General features: G+C 69.5%; 15 protein-coding genes and 3 pseudogenes. 8 read left to right on the top strand and 10 right to left on the bottom strand.

Features of this window, described 5'->3' with window-relative positions; all coding sequences use genetic code 11:
* Positions 1-94, bottom strand: a pseudogene (locus AB0O67_RS31045) (hypothetical protein); the annotation flags it as partial.
* Between the two features lie 1,098 nt (positions 95-1,192).
* Positions 1,193-1,678: a helix-turn-helix domain-containing protein gene (locus AB0O67_RS31040; RefSeq protein WP_365457243.1), complete on the bottom strand. Its 486-nt coding sequence runs from the start codon at positions 1,676-1,678 to the stop codon at positions 1,193-1,195.
* Positions 1,679-1,887: 209 nt separating this feature from the next.
* Here AB0O67_RS31040 and AB0O67_RS31035 point away from each other — a divergent pair, with 209 nt between their 5' ends.
* The gene (locus tag AB0O67_RS31035; protein WP_365457240.1) at positions 1,888-2,706 is read left to right on the top strand and encodes an enoyl-CoA hydratase/isomerase family protein; all 819 of its coding nucleotides are present in this window, start codon (positions 1,888-1,890) and stop codon (positions 2,704-2,706) included.
* Positions 2,707-3,080: 374 nt separating this feature from the next.
* On the opposite strand, the gene AB0O67_RS31030 is transcribed toward AB0O67_RS31035, so the two are convergent.
* Both AB0O67_RS31030 and AB0O67_RS31025 read right to left on the bottom strand, forming a co-directional pair.
* Complete coding sequence (locus AB0O67_RS31030; RefSeq protein WP_365457237.1) at positions 3,081-3,293, bottom strand: hypothetical protein; 213 nt, start codon at positions 3,291-3,293, stop codon at positions 3,081-3,083.
* Positions 3,294-3,302: 9 nt separating this feature from the next.
* Complete coding sequence (locus AB0O67_RS31025; protein WP_365457234.1) at positions 3,303-4,553, bottom strand: hypothetical protein; 1,251 nt, start codon at positions 4,551-4,553, stop codon at positions 3,303-3,305.
* A 145-nt stretch (positions 4,554-4,698) separates the two neighbouring features.
* Between AB0O67_RS31025 and AB0O67_RS31020 the strand changes: the two genes are divergently transcribed.
* Together AB0O67_RS31020 and AB0O67_RS31015 are read left to right on the top strand one after the other, a co-directional pair.
* Positions 4,699-5,181 (top strand): hypothetical protein, encoded by a 483-nt coding sequence (locus tag AB0O67_RS31020; RefSeq protein ID WP_365457232.1) that lies wholly within the window; start codon positions 4,699-4,701, stop codon positions 5,179-5,181.
* Between the two features lie 248 nt (positions 5,182-5,429).
* Positions 5,430-6,085: pseudogene (locus AB0O67_RS31015) on the top strand (DsbA family oxidoreductase); the annotation flags it as partial.
* A gap of 161 nt (positions 6,086-6,246) precedes the next feature.
* Here AB0O67_RS31015 and AB0O67_RS31010 read toward each other — a convergent pair.
* On the bottom strand, positions 6,247-7,095 hold the full coding sequence (locus tag AB0O67_RS31010; protein ID WP_365457230.1) for an alpha/beta hydrolase: 849 nt from the start codon (positions 7,093-7,095) through the stop codon (positions 6,247-6,249).
* 219 nt (positions 7,096-7,314) lie between these two features.
* Here AB0O67_RS31010 and AB0O67_RS31005 point away from each other — a divergent pair, with 219 nt between their 5' ends.
* The gene (locus AB0O67_RS31005) at positions 7,315-7,806 is read left to right on the top strand and encodes a MarR family transcriptional regulator (RefSeq protein ID WP_365457227.1); all 492 of its coding nucleotides are present in this window, start codon (positions 7,315-7,317) and stop codon (positions 7,804-7,806) included.
* Positions 7,807-7,983: 177 nt separating this feature from the next.
* Here AB0O67_RS31005 and AB0O67_RS31000 read toward each other — a convergent pair.
* Positions 7,984-8,422, bottom strand: a pseudogene (locus tag AB0O67_RS31000) (cupin domain-containing protein).
* A 409-nt stretch (positions 8,423-8,831) separates the two neighbouring features.
* On the opposite strand from AB0O67_RS31000, the gene AB0O67_RS30995 reads away from it, so the two are divergent.
* Both AB0O67_RS30995 and wrbA read left to right on the top strand, forming a co-directional pair.
* On the top strand, positions 8,832-9,377 hold the full coding sequence (locus tag AB0O67_RS30995; RefSeq protein ID WP_365457224.1) for an ABATE domain-containing protein: 546 nt from the start codon (positions 8,832-8,834) through the stop codon (positions 9,375-9,377).
* Positions 9,378-10,331: 954 nt separating this feature from the next.
* Positions 10,332-11,003 (top strand): NAD(P)H:quinone oxidoreductase, encoded by a 672-nt coding sequence (wrbA, locus tag AB0O67_RS30990; RefSeq protein WP_365457221.1) that lies wholly within the window; start codon positions 10,332-10,334, stop codon positions 11,001-11,003.
* Positions 11,004-11,724: 721 nt separating this feature from the next.
* Here the strand turns inward: wrbA and AB0O67_RS30985 are convergent.
* Positions 11,725-12,282, bottom strand: coding sequence for a hypothetical protein (locus tag AB0O67_RS30985; protein WP_365457218.1), 558 nt, complete (start codon positions 12,280-12,282; stop codon positions 11,725-11,727).
* Positions 12,283-12,390: 108 nt separating this feature from the next.
* On the opposite strand from AB0O67_RS30985, the gene AB0O67_RS30980 reads away from it, so the two are divergent.
* Entirely contained in the window at positions 12,391-13,080 is a 690-nt protein-coding gene (locus tag AB0O67_RS30980; RefSeq protein WP_365457215.1) for a TetR/AcrR family transcriptional regulator, read from the top strand.
* 196 nt (positions 13,081-13,276) lie between these two features.
* Positions 13,277-13,747 carry a GNAT family N-acetyltransferase gene (locus AB0O67_RS30975; protein ID WP_365457212.1) on the top strand — a complete coding sequence of 157 codons (471 nt, stop codon included), beginning with the start codon at positions 13,277-13,279 and terminating at the stop codon, positions 13,745-13,747.
* A 52-nt stretch (positions 13,748-13,799) separates the two neighbouring features.
* Here the strand turns inward: AB0O67_RS30975 and AB0O67_RS30970 are convergent, their stop codons facing one another.
* The 3 genes from AB0O67_RS30970 to AB0O67_RS30960 all read right to left on the bottom strand — a co-directional run bounded on the left by AB0O67_RS30970 (position 13,800) and on the right by AB0O67_RS30960 (position 16,510).
* Positions 13,800-13,961, bottom strand: coding sequence for a hypothetical protein (locus AB0O67_RS30970; RefSeq protein WP_365457209.1), 162 nt, complete (start codon positions 13,959-13,961; stop codon positions 13,800-13,802).
* A gap of 1,013 nt (positions 13,962-14,974) precedes the next feature.
* Entirely contained in the window at positions 14,975-15,247 is a 273-nt protein-coding gene (locus AB0O67_RS30965; protein ID WP_365457206.1) for a hypothetical protein, read from the bottom strand.
* A 282-nt stretch (positions 15,248-15,529) separates the two neighbouring features.
* A complete protein-coding gene (locus AB0O67_RS30960) occupies positions 15,530-16,510 on the bottom strand; it encodes a Ku protein (RefSeq protein ID WP_365457203.1) in 981 nt (326 codons plus the stop codon).
* Positions 16,511-16,689 lie beyond the last annotated feature (179 nt).

Here is a 16,689-nt window from a genome sequence, read left to right as displayed (position 1 = left end):
CGTTGTCCCGGCCGACCTCGTGGCGGACCTGGCGGACGGTCTCCAGGAACGGCAGCGACTCGATGTCGCCGACCGTGCCGCCGACCTCGGGCACGGCCCTCGCCGGCCGGCGGCAGGGCGGGCCGCAGGCCCCGACGGAGCGGCGTCCTTGCCCGGCGCCCGCTCAGGAACGGGCGTGAACCTCGCGAGCGTGCGCTTCGTTGTCCTGGATGAAGGGTGCCCGCTGCCTGCCTGCCTGCCTGCCCGCGCGGTCGGCGAGGGCGGAACGGCCGTCCCGATGATCGGGCGGCCGCTGTCCTGCAGACGACCAGTCCCCCTGGCTTGTCTCTGTACTGCCCTCGGCGGTCCTGTCCTCGCGTCTGCCAGACGGAGGACGGGACCGCCCCCATGTCGTAACCGACTGCCCGGAGCGCCAGGCGTCCTCTCCGCCGCCGAGACGCCCACGGCAACTTCGGCGTCAAGGACCTGGTGACCCTGTATCAGGGAGACCGGCAGTTGGGCCAGGACAACGACGAGAAGCCGCTGCTGTCCGGGCTGGCCCCGCAGCGACTGCCGTACCGGCTCGTGGTCGAGAACGACCGGGCGAAGTGGGCCAGTCCCCACTCGCGGCACACCCTGACCGAGTGGAACTTCACCTCGCAGGAGACCGGCACGGACACGACGCTGCCGCTGATCCAGCTGGACCACGGCGTGCGCACCGACCTGGCGGGTCGCGCCGACCGCCACGGCCGGCTGACGGTGACCGCCTCGCACCTTCCCGGCGTGACCAGCGCCGTCGGAAAGCCGTCTCGTCGAGCTCTCGTACGACGACGGTGCGACCTGGCGGCGTGCCGGTCTCGACCGCCGGGGCGACGGATGGCGGACGACGCCGCGGGCGCCGAAGCAGGCGACGGTCGTCACCGTGCGGGTCGGCGCCCGGGACGACGACGGCAACAGTGTCTTCCAGACCCTCGTCCGCGCTTTCGGGCTGCATTGGCGGAGGGACGCTTTCCAGGCAGGGGCGGGACCGCGGCACGTGGCCCCGCCCCCACCCGCGAGTCGCGAAGGACGCCACCGGGCCTGAGAGCCGAGGGCGGGTGGCAACCGGTGTCACCGCTGATGCCGCGCGAGGACGGGCGGCGCCGTCAGCCTTGGTGCCCGCGCGTCGGTCACCGCTTCGGTACAGGGGGCGGGGCCGACCCGGTTCCGGGAGTCAGGCGACGGGTCGGGCTGAGCCGTCCGTGACCGGTGCGCCGAGGTCGACGTCGTCGAGCGGCGCCTCTTTGCCCTGCTCGTCCACGAAGGCGACCCGCAGGGTGTGTCCGCTCGTCCGGCTGCCCCGGCGTACCAACGGGCCGTCGGGGTGCGGACAGTGCTGATCACCCCACTGCTGCAGGGCGCCGAAGAGCACTACGAGTTCCCGTCCGGCGGGGGTCAGGTGGTAGGCCATCCGGGACCGGGCTCCCGCCTCGCGGTAGGGCCGCTTCTCCAGCACCCCGCCCTCCACCAGGACGCCGAGCCGCTGGGTGAGGACATCGCTCGCCACGTGCAGCCGGTCCCTGAACTCCGAGTAGCGGGTCTCTCCGTTGAGTGCCTCGCGCAATATCAGCAGGTTCCAGCGGTCACCGATGATCTCCAGGGCGCGGCCGATGGAGCAACGTGTCTCTCGTGCGGCTGGCTCATGGCTTCTCCTCGGCATGGCGCCAGTCTACCTCTGAGACGTAGTTTCCAATTCAGGTGCTAGATTGGAAAGCAGGTTCCAGCTGCCCAGTGACCGCTACCCGCGTGTGCGGCCCGGCCGGGCCGACCGCGCTGCCGGCCCGGGAGTCACTGCAGGAGCCGCTTCGGACCCTTCCGCAAGTCACCGACCCGCGTGCCACCGGCCCGCGCAATCACCAGGAGATCCTCATGAGCTCCCCCGACCAGTTCGCCGTCGAAGAGATCAGCCCCTCGTACTGGCGGGTGACCTTCTCCAACGGCGAGATCAATCTGATCGACCCGGACACCATCGAGCAGCTCGCCGCGCTGATCACCCGCATCGAGGAGGCGCCTGACCTGACGGCCGTCGTCTTCCGCAGCGCCAATCCCGACTTCTTCATGGCGCACTGGGACATGCAGTCCGACCGGTCCCGTGTCGCCGCCATGAAGCCCGCCCCCTCCGGACTCCACCCGTTCGCGGACAACCTGTACCGGCTCGCCAAGGTCCCCGCCGCCACCATCACCGAGATCAACGGTCGTGCTCGTGGGGCCGGAAGCGAGTTCGTCCTGGCGACGGACATCCGTTTCGCCGGTCCGGGGGCCATCCTCGGACAGTTCGAGGTGGGCGTCGGATCGGTCCCGGGCGGCAACCCCACCGGCCGGCTCCCTCGCCTCCTGGGGCGGGGGCGGGCTCTGGAGATCCTGCTGGGCGCCGACGACTTCCCCGCCGATCTCGCCGCGGCGTACGGCTATGTGAACCGCGTGGTGGCCGAGGATGAACTGGAGCAGTTCGTCGACGGCTTCGCCAGACGCGTCGCGGCCTTCGACAAGGTCGCCGTCGCCCGGACCAAGTCCTTGGTGGACGTCGAGTCCCTGCCGACGGACGAGTCGTACGGTGCCAGCCTGCAGGCCTTCTTCCAGACCTCCGGACGCCCCGAGAACGCCCATCGCGTCCGTTCGCTGTTCGAGCGCGGCCTCCAGCGCCCCGACGGCGTGGAGCTCGACCTCGGCCGCCGCTTGGCCGAGTGAACGGCGGCCCGTCGGAAGACGCGTCGGGCTTAAGGAGCACGGTCGCCGCCAGTGGGGGCCCGCGGCGACCGTCACGCGGGACCCGCGGCCCCCCGTACCTCTGACTGACCTGGAAAGGGAGACGAGATGACGTTCACGCGAAGTGACGTGGGGATAGGCTGAGGGCGCGACCCTGGGAGACGGCGTGCGCACCGTCGCCCTGAGCTCCCGGACTCGTTCGACACCCTCGTCGCCGCGTTCGCTGACCACGTCGGTGGCGCCGCCCGCGTCGGTGTAGGTGACGAGCACCGGGACCTGGCCGACCTTGCCCTTCCTGGCCAGGGTCGTCAGCCGGGCCAGGTCGAACAGCCCCCAGTCGAGCAGCCCTTCGTCGATCAGGGGGAGGGGGCCGCCTCACAACGGTCCTTCAACCGCACCCGGTCCTCGTCGTCCAGCAGACGGGCCGCACGCTCGGCGAGCCCCGCCCAGGCGCCGGTGAACCAGTCGAGGTGGGCCTTGCTGGAGGCGACGCTGTCGAGATAGTCCACCAGGTCGTGGCGCTCGGCGAGCGCCTGGGCGGTGGCCAGCCGCGCCCTGGCCTCGTCCATGCGCCCCCATCACATCGCCGACTCACCGACGTTGACGTGGCCTATTGCGGCGATCGCCGCCTCCTGCGCGTCGGCGGGGTCGTCCGGGATCCGCCGGGCCTGCGCCCACCCGGCGTCCTCCCCCAGCAGCAGCAGCGCGGAGGCGCGCCCCAGCGTCAGGCGCAGCCGCTCGTGCCGGGCGAGGGACGGTGCCACCGTGAACGCCCCGCTGAGCCAGCGCAGATGCTCCGAGGCGGGCTGCGCGTTCCCGAGGGGAATGCCCAGCAGGATGCGAGTGCGCGCGGCCTCGAGCGAGTCCGGCGCGAGAGCGGGCACCGCCTTCGACAGTTCGAGGCGGCCCGCGTCCAGGCTTCCCGACACCATCAGCACCCGCCCCGTCTGGAAGCGGATCAGCCCTTCCTGCTCCGGCGTCAGGGAGGGCGTCCGCAGGGCCGACCGCAGGGACGCGATGATTTCCGAGTAGGGATCGGAGCCGGGCAGTGACTGGAACTGGATCTTCATCACCAGCCGCACCAGCGTCTCGACCGGCACTGCCGTGGTGGTGACCAGGGCGTGCAGCAGCAAGGACGAGGTGGCCACGTCCCCGGTCTGCGCCGCGAGGCCGGCCGCCTGCTCGGTGAACCGGATCGACGCCTGAACGTCGCCCGCCAGCCGGAAGTGCCGGGCCAACTGCGCCACCGGAGTCAGTGGCGCCCCTTCCAGCACCCGGCCGGCCCGCAGGTGCATGAGGCGTCGTTCCTGCGCGGGGGCGGCCTCGTACACCGCCCGGCACACCAGGGAGTGGCGGAACGACCACTGCCCCCGCCCGTGCTCACGGAGCAGGCCGCACGCCAGCGCATCGGCCATCCGGTCCGCGGCCCGTTCCTCGGGCAGACCGGCGACCGCCCTCACGGTCGCATGGTCGGCGGGTCCTCCGAGCACCGCCATGGCGTAGAGGACCGTCCGTGTGTCGGGCCCGAGCCGCCCGAAGCGTTCGAGTACGGCGTCCCGGGTGGTGGGGGGCACCTCGATGTCGGTCAGCCGCCGCCGCGCCCAGCCGTCGCCCCGGCGGATGACGTCGCCCCGGTCGTGCAGCAACCGTACGGACTCCTCCAGGGCGAGCGGTACGCCTTCGGTCCGCGCGTGCAGAAAGGCCGCGAACTCGGCCGAGACGTTCTGTTCGGTCAGCATGGAGGAGACGAACGACGCGGTGTCGTCGATCCCGAGCGGCTGCAGAGTGAGCCGGACCAGACGCGCGTCATGGACTCCGTCACGGGCCACTGGTCTAGCGCCGAATACGGCGACTTCGGCGGCGGCGGCGACAACACGGCGACAGCGCTGCCGTACCAGAACGGCCGGCAGGTGGCGCGGTCCTAGACCGGCGCATGGGGCGACTTCGCGGTCCCCGCGGACGAGGCCGACACGAATGGACCTGACGACGAAGCGCGTCACGGACCAGGGGCACTTCGGCGCCGGCACCCACACGTCGTGGACGTTCCGCTCCGGCGCCTCGGCCGGATCGGCTTTCCTGCCGCTGCTCCAGGTCGACTACGACGTGCCGGTCGACGCGCAGAACGCGGTCAGCCCGGCCAGCACGCACGGCGTCGGACTCAGCGTCCGTATGCAGGACGGCATGGCCGCCCCGCGTGACGTGTCGCCAAAGGTGGCTGCGTCCTACGACGAAGGGCGCACCTGGAGCGTTGCGGGCACCACGTGGCAGGGGCACGACAGCCGATGCACCACCGTGGTGGAGCGGTCGGCCCGTCTGCACCGGGACGCCCTCGTCACCCTGAGGGTCACCGCGATCGACGCATACGGCAACAGCGTGCGGCAGACCGTAACCGGCGCCCATCCCCGCCGCGGCACCGAGTGGGCCCTCGGGCCTCGCTGTCGGGAACTGTACCGATGAGGAGAAGGGGTGCCGGAAGCACGGAGCTTCAGGCACCCCTTGTCGTGCCGAGCGACTTACCGGTGGTGGTGCTCGTGACCAGTCACGTTGTTGAAAGACGGTCGGTCGTCTATTCTCGAAAGGGAGGCGCCGGTGAGTCAACCGACAGCAGGTCGTCACTCACTGTCATCGAGTTGGGCGGGCGTCCTTGTCATTCCGCGCCGGGCACCGGAAGCCCGCCGCCTCCGTGCAGAGGGAGAGACCAGATGATGCGTGTCGAGATGTGGACCGATGTCGCCTGCCCGTGGTGCTACGTCGGCAGGGAACACTTCCGCAAGGCGCTTGCCGTCTTCGCGCACCGTGACCAGGTGGAGGTCGTGCACCGGTCCTTCGAGCTCAATCCCGGGGCCGAGAACGGCACGGTGCCGATCATCGACGCGGTCGCGGCGCAGTACGGCCGGACCCGGGAGCAGCAGGTCGCGCGGGAGGAACAGGCCGCGGCCATGGCGAACGCCGTGGGGCTGGAGTTCCGCATCGGCGGACGTGTCTTCGGAAACACCTTTGACGTGCACCGCCTCTCACACTTCGCCGGTACCCGAGGACTGCAGGGCGAGTTCCTGGACCTCGCCTTCCGGACCAACTTCGCGGAGGAGGCCTCGGTCTACGACCGGGAGACCCTGGTGGGTCTGGCGGTGGAGGCGGGGCTGGGCGAGGCGGACGTGCGAAAGGTGCTCGACGATCCGGAGGCGTTCGCCGAGGGAGTGCGCTCCGACGAGCGACTCGCCGCGGAACTGGGCGCGGGCGGCGTGCCCTTCTTCGTGCTGGAGCGGCGCTACGGCGTGAGCGGTGTCCAGTCGCCCGAGATGTTCGTCCAGGCGCTGGAGCGGGCGTGGGCGGACCGACCGGCCGCCTGACGGCTCGGACGACGCCGGTCGGCCCTGCGCGGGCCGCCGACGCGCCCCCCGAGTGGCCTCCGGGCCCGCGACCATTCCCGGTCAGCAGGCGAGCGGAGGCGCGAGAGCGAACCGCCCCGCCGTCGGGTGTCGCACCGGTCGGTCCCGATCTCCGCGACGCCCTGCGACGGCCTCAGTGACCGGCGGTGGAGCGTGCGGCCTGCTCGATCATGCGGGTCACCGTGTCGGGGCGGGAGACCGACACGGCGTGGGAGGCCTTGATCTCCGTGGTGTGGGAGTGCGCCCGCTGAGCCATGAACCGCTGTGCGGCGGCCGGGATGTTGAGGTCCTGGGTGGTGATCAGGTTCCACGACGGGATGGTCTTCCAGGCGGCGCGGGTGGCCTGCTCCTCGAGGGCGGAGGCGGCCACGGGGCGCTGCGTCGCGGCCATCAGGTCGCTGACCCGGGTGGGGACGTCGGCCGCGAACTGGTGGTGGAACTTGTCGGCCTTGATGTAGAGGTCGCTGCCGGTCCCGCCGCCGGGCAGCGTGAAGGGCACGGAGTTCAGGGTCGGGCCGAGCGTGCTGCCCGGGTACTTGTTGGACAGTTCCAGAGCGGTCTCGCCCCTCTCGGGGGCGAAGGCGGCGATGTAGACCAGAGCCTTGACGTTCGGCTCGCCCTCGGCGGCCTCGCTGACCACCGCACCGCCGTAGGAATGGCCGGCCAGCACGACGGGGCCCTGCACGCTCTTGAGGAAGCTCTTGAGGTAGTCCGCGTCGCTCTTGAGGCCGCGCAGCGGGTTGGCCGGGGCGACCACGGGATAGCCGTCCTGCTTCAGGCGCTTGATGACGCCGTTCCAACTGGAGGAGTCGGCGAACGCGCCGTGCACCAGGACGACCGTCGGCTTCTTCTCCGGGGCGCGGTGCCCGGTCGTCGCGTCCGCGGGGGCCGTGGCGGTCAGGCCGAGCGCGGCCACTGCCGTCAGGGCGCCCACGACGGCGACACGCTTGCGGGTGGGACGGAAGACGGACGAGACGTTCATGGCGGATCTCCTTCAAGACGGACGGAAGCGTGTGCTGGGGGAAGCCTCGAGTTTGCCGCGCCTCGGAACGGCGGCGACAGGAAGAAAGCTAGTGCACGATTGTCTCGCGCACAAGTTAAGCGTAGGCTAGTGTATAGTGTTCCCTGGAAGATGCGGCAATGTCCGAATTGCCAGCATCCGGAGAGGCGGCCCGCCGACCTGGGAGACGAGGACCGACAGATGAGTGACGACGCGAACGCGCCCGAGCCGACCGATTTCCAGCCCATGCTGGACAAGCACCTGTGCTTCACCTTGTACGCGGCCTCGCGCGCGATCACCGGCGCCTATCGACCTCTGCTCGATCCGCTGGGCCTGACCTATCCGCAGTATCTGGTCCTGGTCGCCCTCGGTGAGCACCACACGGTGTCCGTCAAGGATCTGGTCGCCATGCTCCAGTTGGACTACGGCACCGTCACCCCGCTGATCAAGCGCCTGGAGGCGAACGGGCTGCTCAAGCGGGAGCGCCGGGCCGATGACGAGCGGGTGGTTCAGGTCACGCTCACCGAGGAGGGCCTCGCGGTGCACCGGCACCTCTCCAGCGTTCCGCCCGCTATCGGGGACGCCGTAGGGCTCACGCCCGAGGAGATCGCCACCATTCAGGACCTCGTACGACGGCTGACGGTCAACGTAAACCGCCACAACGCCGCCGCGACGGCGCAGCGGACGGCCTGAGTCCTGCCGTGCCGGCGGCCAGGGCCGAGGCTTTCGCCGTCGGCGTCCTCGTCGTTGAGGCAGGGGCGCCCTCGGTTCTTCACCGGTGAAGGAGCGACGTCGTGCGGATTCCAGCCGCCGCGCCCAGCCGTTCCGACGTCGACGGCCATGGCCGCGTCGTTCGGACACCGGCTGGCCTCACTCATCGCCCACGGCGAACGGGCTTGTACAGGAAGTCACCGGGGTGGGGGCATCCTTCGCCGGCGGCGCGCGGTGGGGGAGTACGTACAGCACGTCCAGGACGACTGGCCTCGTGCCGAGGTTGCGCCCGATGTGCACGTGCTGGGTGCCGGAGGGTTCGCTCAGCGACTGGCCTGCCGTGCACACCCCGTCGGACGAGCGGGTGGAGTCGAAATGGCTGAGCGTCCCTTCTCGATGTAGCCGTACAGCGTGCCGTAGCGGAAGTGCCAGCCGGTGCTCTGACCGGCCGATGGTGATCTGACGCAGGATGTGGTCCTGGCCGCCGACCGTCGCCTGCGAAAGGGTTGTCCCGCTCAGCCGGGGCCTGCGGGTGTCGCCGCGGCGGTGGCGACACCCGATTCAGTGTCGCCGCCGCCGCGGCGACATGCGCGACCATTCCCGCCCCTACGTGCTTGTGCATGTCAGTGCCTTTCCTGTCCCACGGTTCCCGCGGACAGCGGCGGCAGTGGGCCGTCGGCGCTGTGTGCCCTGCGCGGCGACGAGAGCGCCGCAGCGGTCTGCGAGCCACCGCGCCAGTGGAGGCCTCGTAGGAGGAGTACATCCGTCGACCTGCGGACCCGCTCGCCCCCGCATTGCCGCCGGGCGAGACGCTGCTGTCCTGGTCGTCTGCCGACGGAGGGCCGCACGGATGGCACCGCTCGGCTGGAGGCTGTCAGGTGCTGCTGGTGAGGGAGCTGCGCGCTGCTCTGCGTCTGGCCACCGTCGTTCTGAACCCCTGGCCGACGGTGGATGAGTGTGCGATCAGGGACATTGTATGATCAGCGGTCACCGGTTAGAGTGGTGACGTGCATGCCTTTCCTTGCGGGACGCTCTTCCTCGACTTTGTCGGAACGCTGCGTGCGCGCCGCGGCGCGGGACCGATGGAGATGCTCGCACGCCCACAAGCACTCGACGACTGGTTCGTCGAGTCGGGAATGATGGACGTGGCTCCCGGAGCCGATCAGACCGACCTCGCCACCGCCGTGGGGCTCCGTGAGGCCCTCTACTCGGTGACGGCGGCCGCCCTCGCGAGGGAACCGCTGCCCGCCGACGCGCTCGCCGAGGTGAACCGGCACGCAGCCGGACTGCCCGTACAGGTCCAACTCGGCGATGAGGGCGCGCTCCGGACAGGTTCCGTCTCTCAGGGGCTCGCGGTCCTGGCCCGCGAGGCGGTGGAGGTACTGGGTGGAGCCGAGGCCGATCTTCTTCGCGAGTGCTCCCGCCCCGAGTGCACCCAGACTTACCTCGACCGCTCGCGCGGCCGCCGGCGAGAGTGGTGCGCCATGGAGACGTGCGGCAACAGGGTCAAGGCCGCCGCCTACCGGGCCCGCCGACGCAACGAGAAGAGCTGATGTGACGGGCGGCCTTCCGAACATGGCCCGCCAAACGAGAAGAGCTGATGTGACGGGAGGCCTCCGGAACATGGCCCGCCAAACGAGAAGAGCTGATGTGACGGGAGGCCTCCGGAACATGGCCCGCCACATGTGACACGCCCACCGTGTTTGCGTGGTCCGGGTCCCGGCCACGTGCCCTGGCGCTGTTCCTCCCTTGGTCGAGGCGTCGGCGTGACCTGGCACGTCAGCCGGGAACTGCGCCACAGCGGCCTCAGTGAGGACAGTGGCGAAGGCGACGCCTCTCGTGGCATCACGCGGACGTGGTGCGCCGACTGGCCGCCGATGGCGCCGCGGTGGCCTTCACTCAGGTTTCGGCGAAGGGCAAGGCGGGGGCACTGGTCGCTCATGTGGCGGCAGCTGGTGGCAGGGCGGTGGCCATACGGGCCGACGCCGCCGACCGGGCCGCCGTACGGTCGACGGTGGCGACCACTGCGGCCGGCTCGGTGGCCTCGACATCCTCGTCGACAACGCGGACAACGGGCTGGTCGCCCCATGGCCGAGTACGCCGACGACGCCTTCGACCAAAGGAAGCAAGATGCCACGACCGGTTCTCTTCCACGTGAGAGCCGCAGCCTCCTGGCGGATCCGACCCCGGCGTGATCAGGCAGTCGGACCGTGTCGTCAGGTGTTCTCGGTCAGGTCTGGTCTCCGGTGGCCAGCTCGGTGGCGGGGAAGTGGGTGAGGCCGTCAGGCAGGCCCGGGCATCGATGCCGTCCTGAAGCCGTTGCCGGCCCTGAGCCGAACCGCTTGCCTGCGTGCTCGGGCGGGTGCGCCGTTGGGCACATGTGTCCTCCGGCGGACAGCGCTCCAACGCCCCTTTGACACTTCCCGACCGGTCGTCTACTTTGAAGTAGGCGACCGGTCGTCTAGTTGCCACGCCGCACCCGTCAGCCGCGAACGGAGATCGCAATCATGACCACCCCCGTGAAGCTCGCCATCGTCTATTACTCCTCCACCGGCACCATCGCGGAGATCGCCAACGAGTTGCGCGACGCCGGCGTCAAGGCCGGCGCCGAGGTCCGTCTGGTCAAGGCGGGCGAGCTGGCCCCCCAGGCTGCCATCGACTCCAACTCCGCCTGGGCCGCCAATCAGACCGCCACCGCGAACGTTCCCGAGGCCACCCCAGCGGACGTCGAATGGGCAGACGCTGTCATCTTCGGCACCCCCACCCGCTTCGGCAACGTCGCCTCCCAGCTGAAGCAGTTCATCGACACCCTCGGTGGACTCTGGGCCGAGGGCCGGCTCGCCGACAAGGTCTACAGCGGCTTCGTCTCCACCGCCACGGCTCACGCCGGCCACGAGTCGACCCTGCTCGCCCTGTACAACTCGGTCCACCACTTCGGTGGCATCGTCGTCACCCCGGGCTTTACGGACCCTGCCAAGTTCGTAGACGGCAACCCCTACGGCACCTCCCACGCGGACGGTCAGGGCAGCAACCCCGTCAATGACACCACCCGTACTGCCGCCCGCATCCAGGCCGAGCGCGTGGTCGCGATGGCCGCGAAGCTCAAGGCGGCGGCCGAGGCCGAGTCCCGCGCCGAGGAGGAGAGCCCTCGGCGCTGGTGGCAGCGCCGTCGCAAGTGACGACGCGCTCACCGCCCGGGGCTCGTCACAACGAACAGGTCGTGTGACGAGGTGGTGTACGAACTCCCGGGCGGTCATTGGGCGGAGTCGCAGCGCAGGATTCCGTACGGGCCCAACCGAACAACCTCGCGGATGGGCATGGAGGTTGGCCACCGTCACCCGTGCCACCTGGGAGACGGGTCGGGCCTCCTTCCCCTCGGCCGGCACGAATAGTCCGCAAGGATCCACGCCTCGCGTCCGGCTGATCCGCAGTGTTCCCGTCCGACCGGTCATGCCAGGCCGACAGGTCGCCCTCCCACACACCACTACTGTCGCGGTACGACACCACCAGCGGCTCTCCGCATCGGCGGTGATGCCGGGGAGGGAGCACGTCGACCGATAGGCGACTGGGACTGGCGAAGAGGCGGTGTTCCAGCGTACGGCCTGTCGCCGTCGCCGCCCTGTGGGCCGTCGGCGGTGACCTGGCCGAGGTCATTCCGTTCCTGCTCGGCCTCCTCGACGACCGCATCACCCGGTGGTGGCGATCGACGCCAGGCTCCACCGCTTGCTGGGCCAGCCGGACCGAGTGGCCCCGGTCCGGCGGTCTCTCAGACTCCGGGGTTCGGCGGCCTCGTGGCCCCGAACAACCATCCGCCGCACCGGTCTGTCGCTGAGCCGGACCTGTCGGGCACGTCTCGGCTCAGTGCCGCGTCCGCTCGCAGCTATCTTCGGTCGCCGGCGGTCAGCCCCTGCGGGGCGAGCGGGACAGGCGGAGCGCCGAGACGAGGAAGAAGATCCCTCCGAGCGTGGCGTAGCCGGCGAGGGTGGTCAGCGACGGGTCGTCCTGTGAAGCGCTGCGGATGAAGGTCGCGCCGGCCAGGACCGAGATGCCGCCGCTGACGATCATGGCCCACTGGCCACCCATCGGCCGGCGCGCGACGCCTACGAGGAGCTGGACCAGTCCGGAGACGACCGCCCACGCGCCCCACACGCGCAGCACGTCGGCGACGCCGGAGGCGCTGGCGACCGCCACGCCGACGGCGGCGAGCGAACTGACGGCGATGTTCGCGTACAGGCCCTTGACCGGCCCGTCGGTGCGCGCCGACCTGGCATCGACTACGGCCGCGACCACGTCGAAGGCCGGATAGAGGAAGAGCAGCAGCTTGGCCGCGAGGTTGAGGTCCGAGCCGGACACCAGCAGGAGCACCGCCCACGCAACGGCGAAGACGAAGCGGATGACGTACAGCCGGCGCAGGGCGGGCGTGGCGCCGACGTGCTCGGCGGAGGCGGCGGATGCCATGGCTTCTCCAATGACTAAGAGGTAGAGAGAACGATCCTTCTTGCGTGCAGCCTGGCACATTCCTTCCACGGAAACAAGAGAGAGCGTTCTACCCGCTACAATGGGCGTATGACACGGACGGAAGCCGGCACCGGCACTGGCAGGAAAGTCTCCGAGGCCCGGGAGCGGCTCCTGAGGACCGCCGGGCAGCTCTTCTACGCGGAGGGCATCCACACGGTGGGCGTCGACCGTCTGGTCGCCGAGTCGAAGGTCACCAACGCCACCTTCTACCGCCACTTCCGCAGCAAAGAAGACCTCGCTGTCGCCTACATAGGGAGCGTCGACCAGGCGATCCGCACCCAGATCGGCTCCCTGATCGCCGCGGACATGCCGACCGACGGCATTCTGCGGGGCATCGGTGCGTCCCTGGTCGAGCAGATCCGCTCACCCGGCTACCGCGGATGCGCCTTCCTCAACGCGGCAGCGGAATTCCCCGATCCCGACCACCCGGTCCACCGCGCCGTCGTACAACACCGCCAGTGGTTCCTGCAGACGATCACCGGGCTGTTCGCCGACATCACCGCCGCGCAGGCCGAGCACGCCGGGCGGCACTTCGTCATGCTCCGCGACGGCGCGATGAGCGCCGGCTACCTCGGCGATCCCGTCCTGGCCGGCGAGACCCTGCTGCGTGGCATCGAAGGGCTGCTGCGCATCCACACCGCCCGTGGGCTCGACGAGCGCGCGGCCTCCACACCCGATCAGAAGCCCGCGGTAGGCACGAAGGTCTCCGACATCGAGTGCTCGCCGCCCAGCGCGTAACCGTGGTCGGGGCGCGACCGCGATCCCTGACCGGCTTCGCCGGTCCTCAAGCGCCAGCCTATGGAGATCCGCTGTCATGCGCGTCAGTCGGTGATGCCGCGGCCCCCTTTTCCGGGTGGTATGGCTCGTCGCCATGGATACGTGGTCTAGTCGGATCGACGGCTTCAAGTAGTGATCGAGAAGGGTGGTCGGTGCTGTGTCAACCAACGGTGCCCGGCGGATCCGACGCGCCCAACCTGACGAAGCCGGCGAGCTTGAAGGGCTCCAGGATCGATCGTCGACTCACTGGGGGTACCCACCGGGCTACTTCGACTGGGCGGGAGAGGCTCGGGCGATTTCAAATGCCTATGTCCGCAACAACCCGGTCTTCGTGCTGGAGGAAGATGGCAAAAGGCTTGGCTTCTACGGTTTCACCGAGGAAGACGGTGACCTGCTGCTGGACAAGCTCTTCGTCGACGCCGACGAGATCGGCAAGGGTCACGGCAAGCTTCTCTGGCAGCACGCGATCCAGACTGCGCGGCAGCTCGGGCGATCGGAGTTCATCGTTGCGTCGGATCCGAACGCCGCTCCGTTCTACGCAGCCATGGGGGCCGCGCAGTATGCGACGGAGCCGACCGCCGAGCCATCCTGGACCCTCCACATGTTCCGTTACACCCTCTCGAGCTAGTTGAACTCCCCAGTCGCCGCGACGTTGATCACTCGCCAGGGTTCGCGCACCGTCAGTCCGCGTCCTGCTCCGCCTCTTCGTCGGTGCGGTCCCCTTCAGCCTGCGACGGGGTTGTCTGGGGTACGTCACGATGACCGGCGTGCTCCACCTCCTGGTCCGTCGCAGCATCCTCCTGTCGCTCGCCCTCTGCCTGGGACGGGGTCGGCTCAGTCATCGTTGGTCTCCTCGGCGCGCGTCTGGGCTGTCGGTTCCATGTAAGCCGGAAGCGGTGCGGAAGCTTTGCGAGAGCACGAGATGGTTATGGCGACGGAGCTGAGCACCGATCATGAAGGTCCAGCCTGCCAGGTCCCCGGGGGCTCCGCCGGACGGGCTCCCGATACTGAGGTCTGTCCGGACGTTCACGCGTCGAAGTCGTCGTCAGCCAACTCGTGCTCCCTTTTCGCAACGCGTGTTTCCGCGTTCCCGTCCGGGGCGCGGCCCAACCGCGATCGGCGACTGAACGGGCACCATCCGCACCGCGAGCTGAGCGCCGTACGAAGGAAGACGGACCCTGGTTCCATTGCGGTTCTCCCATGCCGGAGTGCGACCAGGCCACGGTCCGACTGATCACTAGCGAGAGCTGGTCAGGGGGTCCGCCTCTGGCACCCACTCCAAACCGTGGCCTCCGGGCGACGCCGCACTCGCAGTCTCGCCGGTCGCGTCGGGGCCGGCGTGAATCGGTGTCGTTCCACGGGACTCCCGAGAATCACGGGACTCCGGAGAATCCAGCCCCACCCCGATCGATGGGCTGACGGGTGAACCGGCGTTCCCAAGGCGAAGGACAGGTTCCCGGCCGTGGCCGCGCCTCCCATTCCGCCCCGTCACCTCGGCGGGAACATTCGTGGGCCGGATTGCCGGTGACGATCCCGGATCCCCGGAGACCGGCTGGCGCCGAGAAGCGGGCTCAATAGCGCTGGATGGCCTAGGTCCGGTGACGGGCTACTACTTCGCCGACCCATGGCCCGCTCCCGACGCCAACCCGCCGATGGGAAATGGAACCGTCAGATGAGAAACCGGCTTGTACGACTCTCTGCGATTGTCTGTCGCAGGTCACCGCCATTGGCGGTATCTCTGCAGCAGTCCTCGCGACTGGCGCTGCACACACGCCCGCCGCGTGGCCCCGCCAGTGCGGGGCGCCGGCGGGGCGTGCGCCCGCCCCTCGGTTCAGAGGCAGGCGCAGGCGCATGGTCAGCCGGCCTTCTGCTCTCGGAGTTCGTGAACGGTCGCGCCGAGGTTACCTTCGGTCTGTTCGTAGTGGGACAGGGCGAGGCCGAGGCCGAAGAAGGTGGGTGCCCATTCGCCGACGAAGAGGCCCCAGCGGTCGGCGCGGGCGAGCCCGGTGCCGGGCTCCAGCTTGAGGGAGCCGGCCCAGGCCGCGACGGTGAGTCCTATGGAAGCCATGGCTGCCATGTAGGCGTGTTCGCTGCGGACGCCCATTTCGTGCATCTTCTTGATGATCATCGCGGTGTCTCCGTTCCGTAGAGTCGGTGACCGGAGTAACCGCAGACGCTTGGTCCTATTCATTCCCCATCGATGTGTTTGAGTCTGGCGTTCGTAGGCCGGCAGTGCTGGAGCGCAGCAGCGCTCACCCGCTCCCATAGACGGCGAGCTGCGTGGGGGCCGTCCCACTTGGCCGGTCAGGCTGCGCTCTTCTTGCGACGGCGCGACGTATGGGTGAGTGCGTCGATGAGCTGCTTGCGGCTCATCTTGGAGCGGCCGGTGATGTCCTGTTCGGTGGCCCGCTCATACAGCTCCGCCTTGCTCAGCTGCTGCAGCGCGCTCTTGCCTGCCTCGCGGTGGGTGCGGGACGCGGCCGAGGCGCGGGACGTCCTCGGCGGCGCCTTTCTGTCGGTGGTCTTCTTCGCCGCCTTTCCGGCGGGCTTGCGGCCTGCTTTGCGTGTCGCGGGGGCAGTCTTCTTCTGGCGCCTGGTTTCCGTCCTGCGGCCGCCGCGTGCTTGGTCGATGCTGCCCTGCAGGACCTCCATCAGGTCCGCGACGTCGGTGGCCGTGGGCGGCTCGGCGGCCGCCGCGATCTCCTGCCCCTCGGACTTGGCCCGCACCAGCTCGTACCTTCTCCTGGAAGGTGTCGCGATACTGGCTCGGGTCCCACGGGACGGTGAGGGAGTCGATCAGCTGGCGCGCCATGTCCAGCTCCTTGCCCCTCCCGGCCCGGCTGGAGGGTATTTCCGGCAGCTCCGTGACCGGGTCGCGGACCTCGTCAGCCCAGTGAAGCGTCTGCAGCACGAGCACCTTGTCCTCCGCGCGCAGCGCCGTCAGGTACTGCTTGCCGCGCATCACGAAGGTGGCGACGCCGACCTTGTCCGCCTGCGCGAGAGCTGCCCGCAGCAGCTCGTAAACCTTGGTGTACTCCTCGCCGCGCGGGGCGACGTAGTAGGTGCGGTCGAAGAAGACCGGCTCGATCTCGTCCAGGTCGACGAAGTCGGAGACCTCGATCGTCTGGGAGCGGCCCGGCGCGATCTCGTCGAGCTCGTCCGGTTCCACGATGATGTACTCGCCCTCCTCCACTTCGTAGCCCTTGACGATGTGGTCGCTGGCGACTTCCTTGCCGGTGCGCTCGTTGACCCGCCGGTTGCGGATCCGGTCGGCGGTGCCGCGCTGCAGCTGGTGGAAGTGGACGGTGTGGTCCTGCGTCGCGGTGAACAGGCCGACCGGCACCCTGACAAGCCCGAATGTGATCACACCAGTCCAGATCGCGCGTGCCATGATCAACACTCCTCTTCTTGAGCATCTCCGCAGCCGCATGCCACCCTATGGCCGGAGCACTTTCATGAGACACCGCAGGTCAGTGGCCCGCACCTTGTACGCCGCTCCTTCCTCATCCGCCACCACGCCGACGGCCTGCCCGTCGCCGAAACCCCCGGCCGCCTGAAATCAGAGCGGTC

Origin of the sequence: Streptomyces sp. NPDC086077 (assembly GCF_040686175.1) — a bacterium.
Lineage (GTDB): Bacteria > Actinomycetota > Actinomycetes > Streptomycetales > Streptomycetaceae > Streptomyces.
This window is presented reverse-complemented; position numbering and strand designations above follow the sequence as displayed.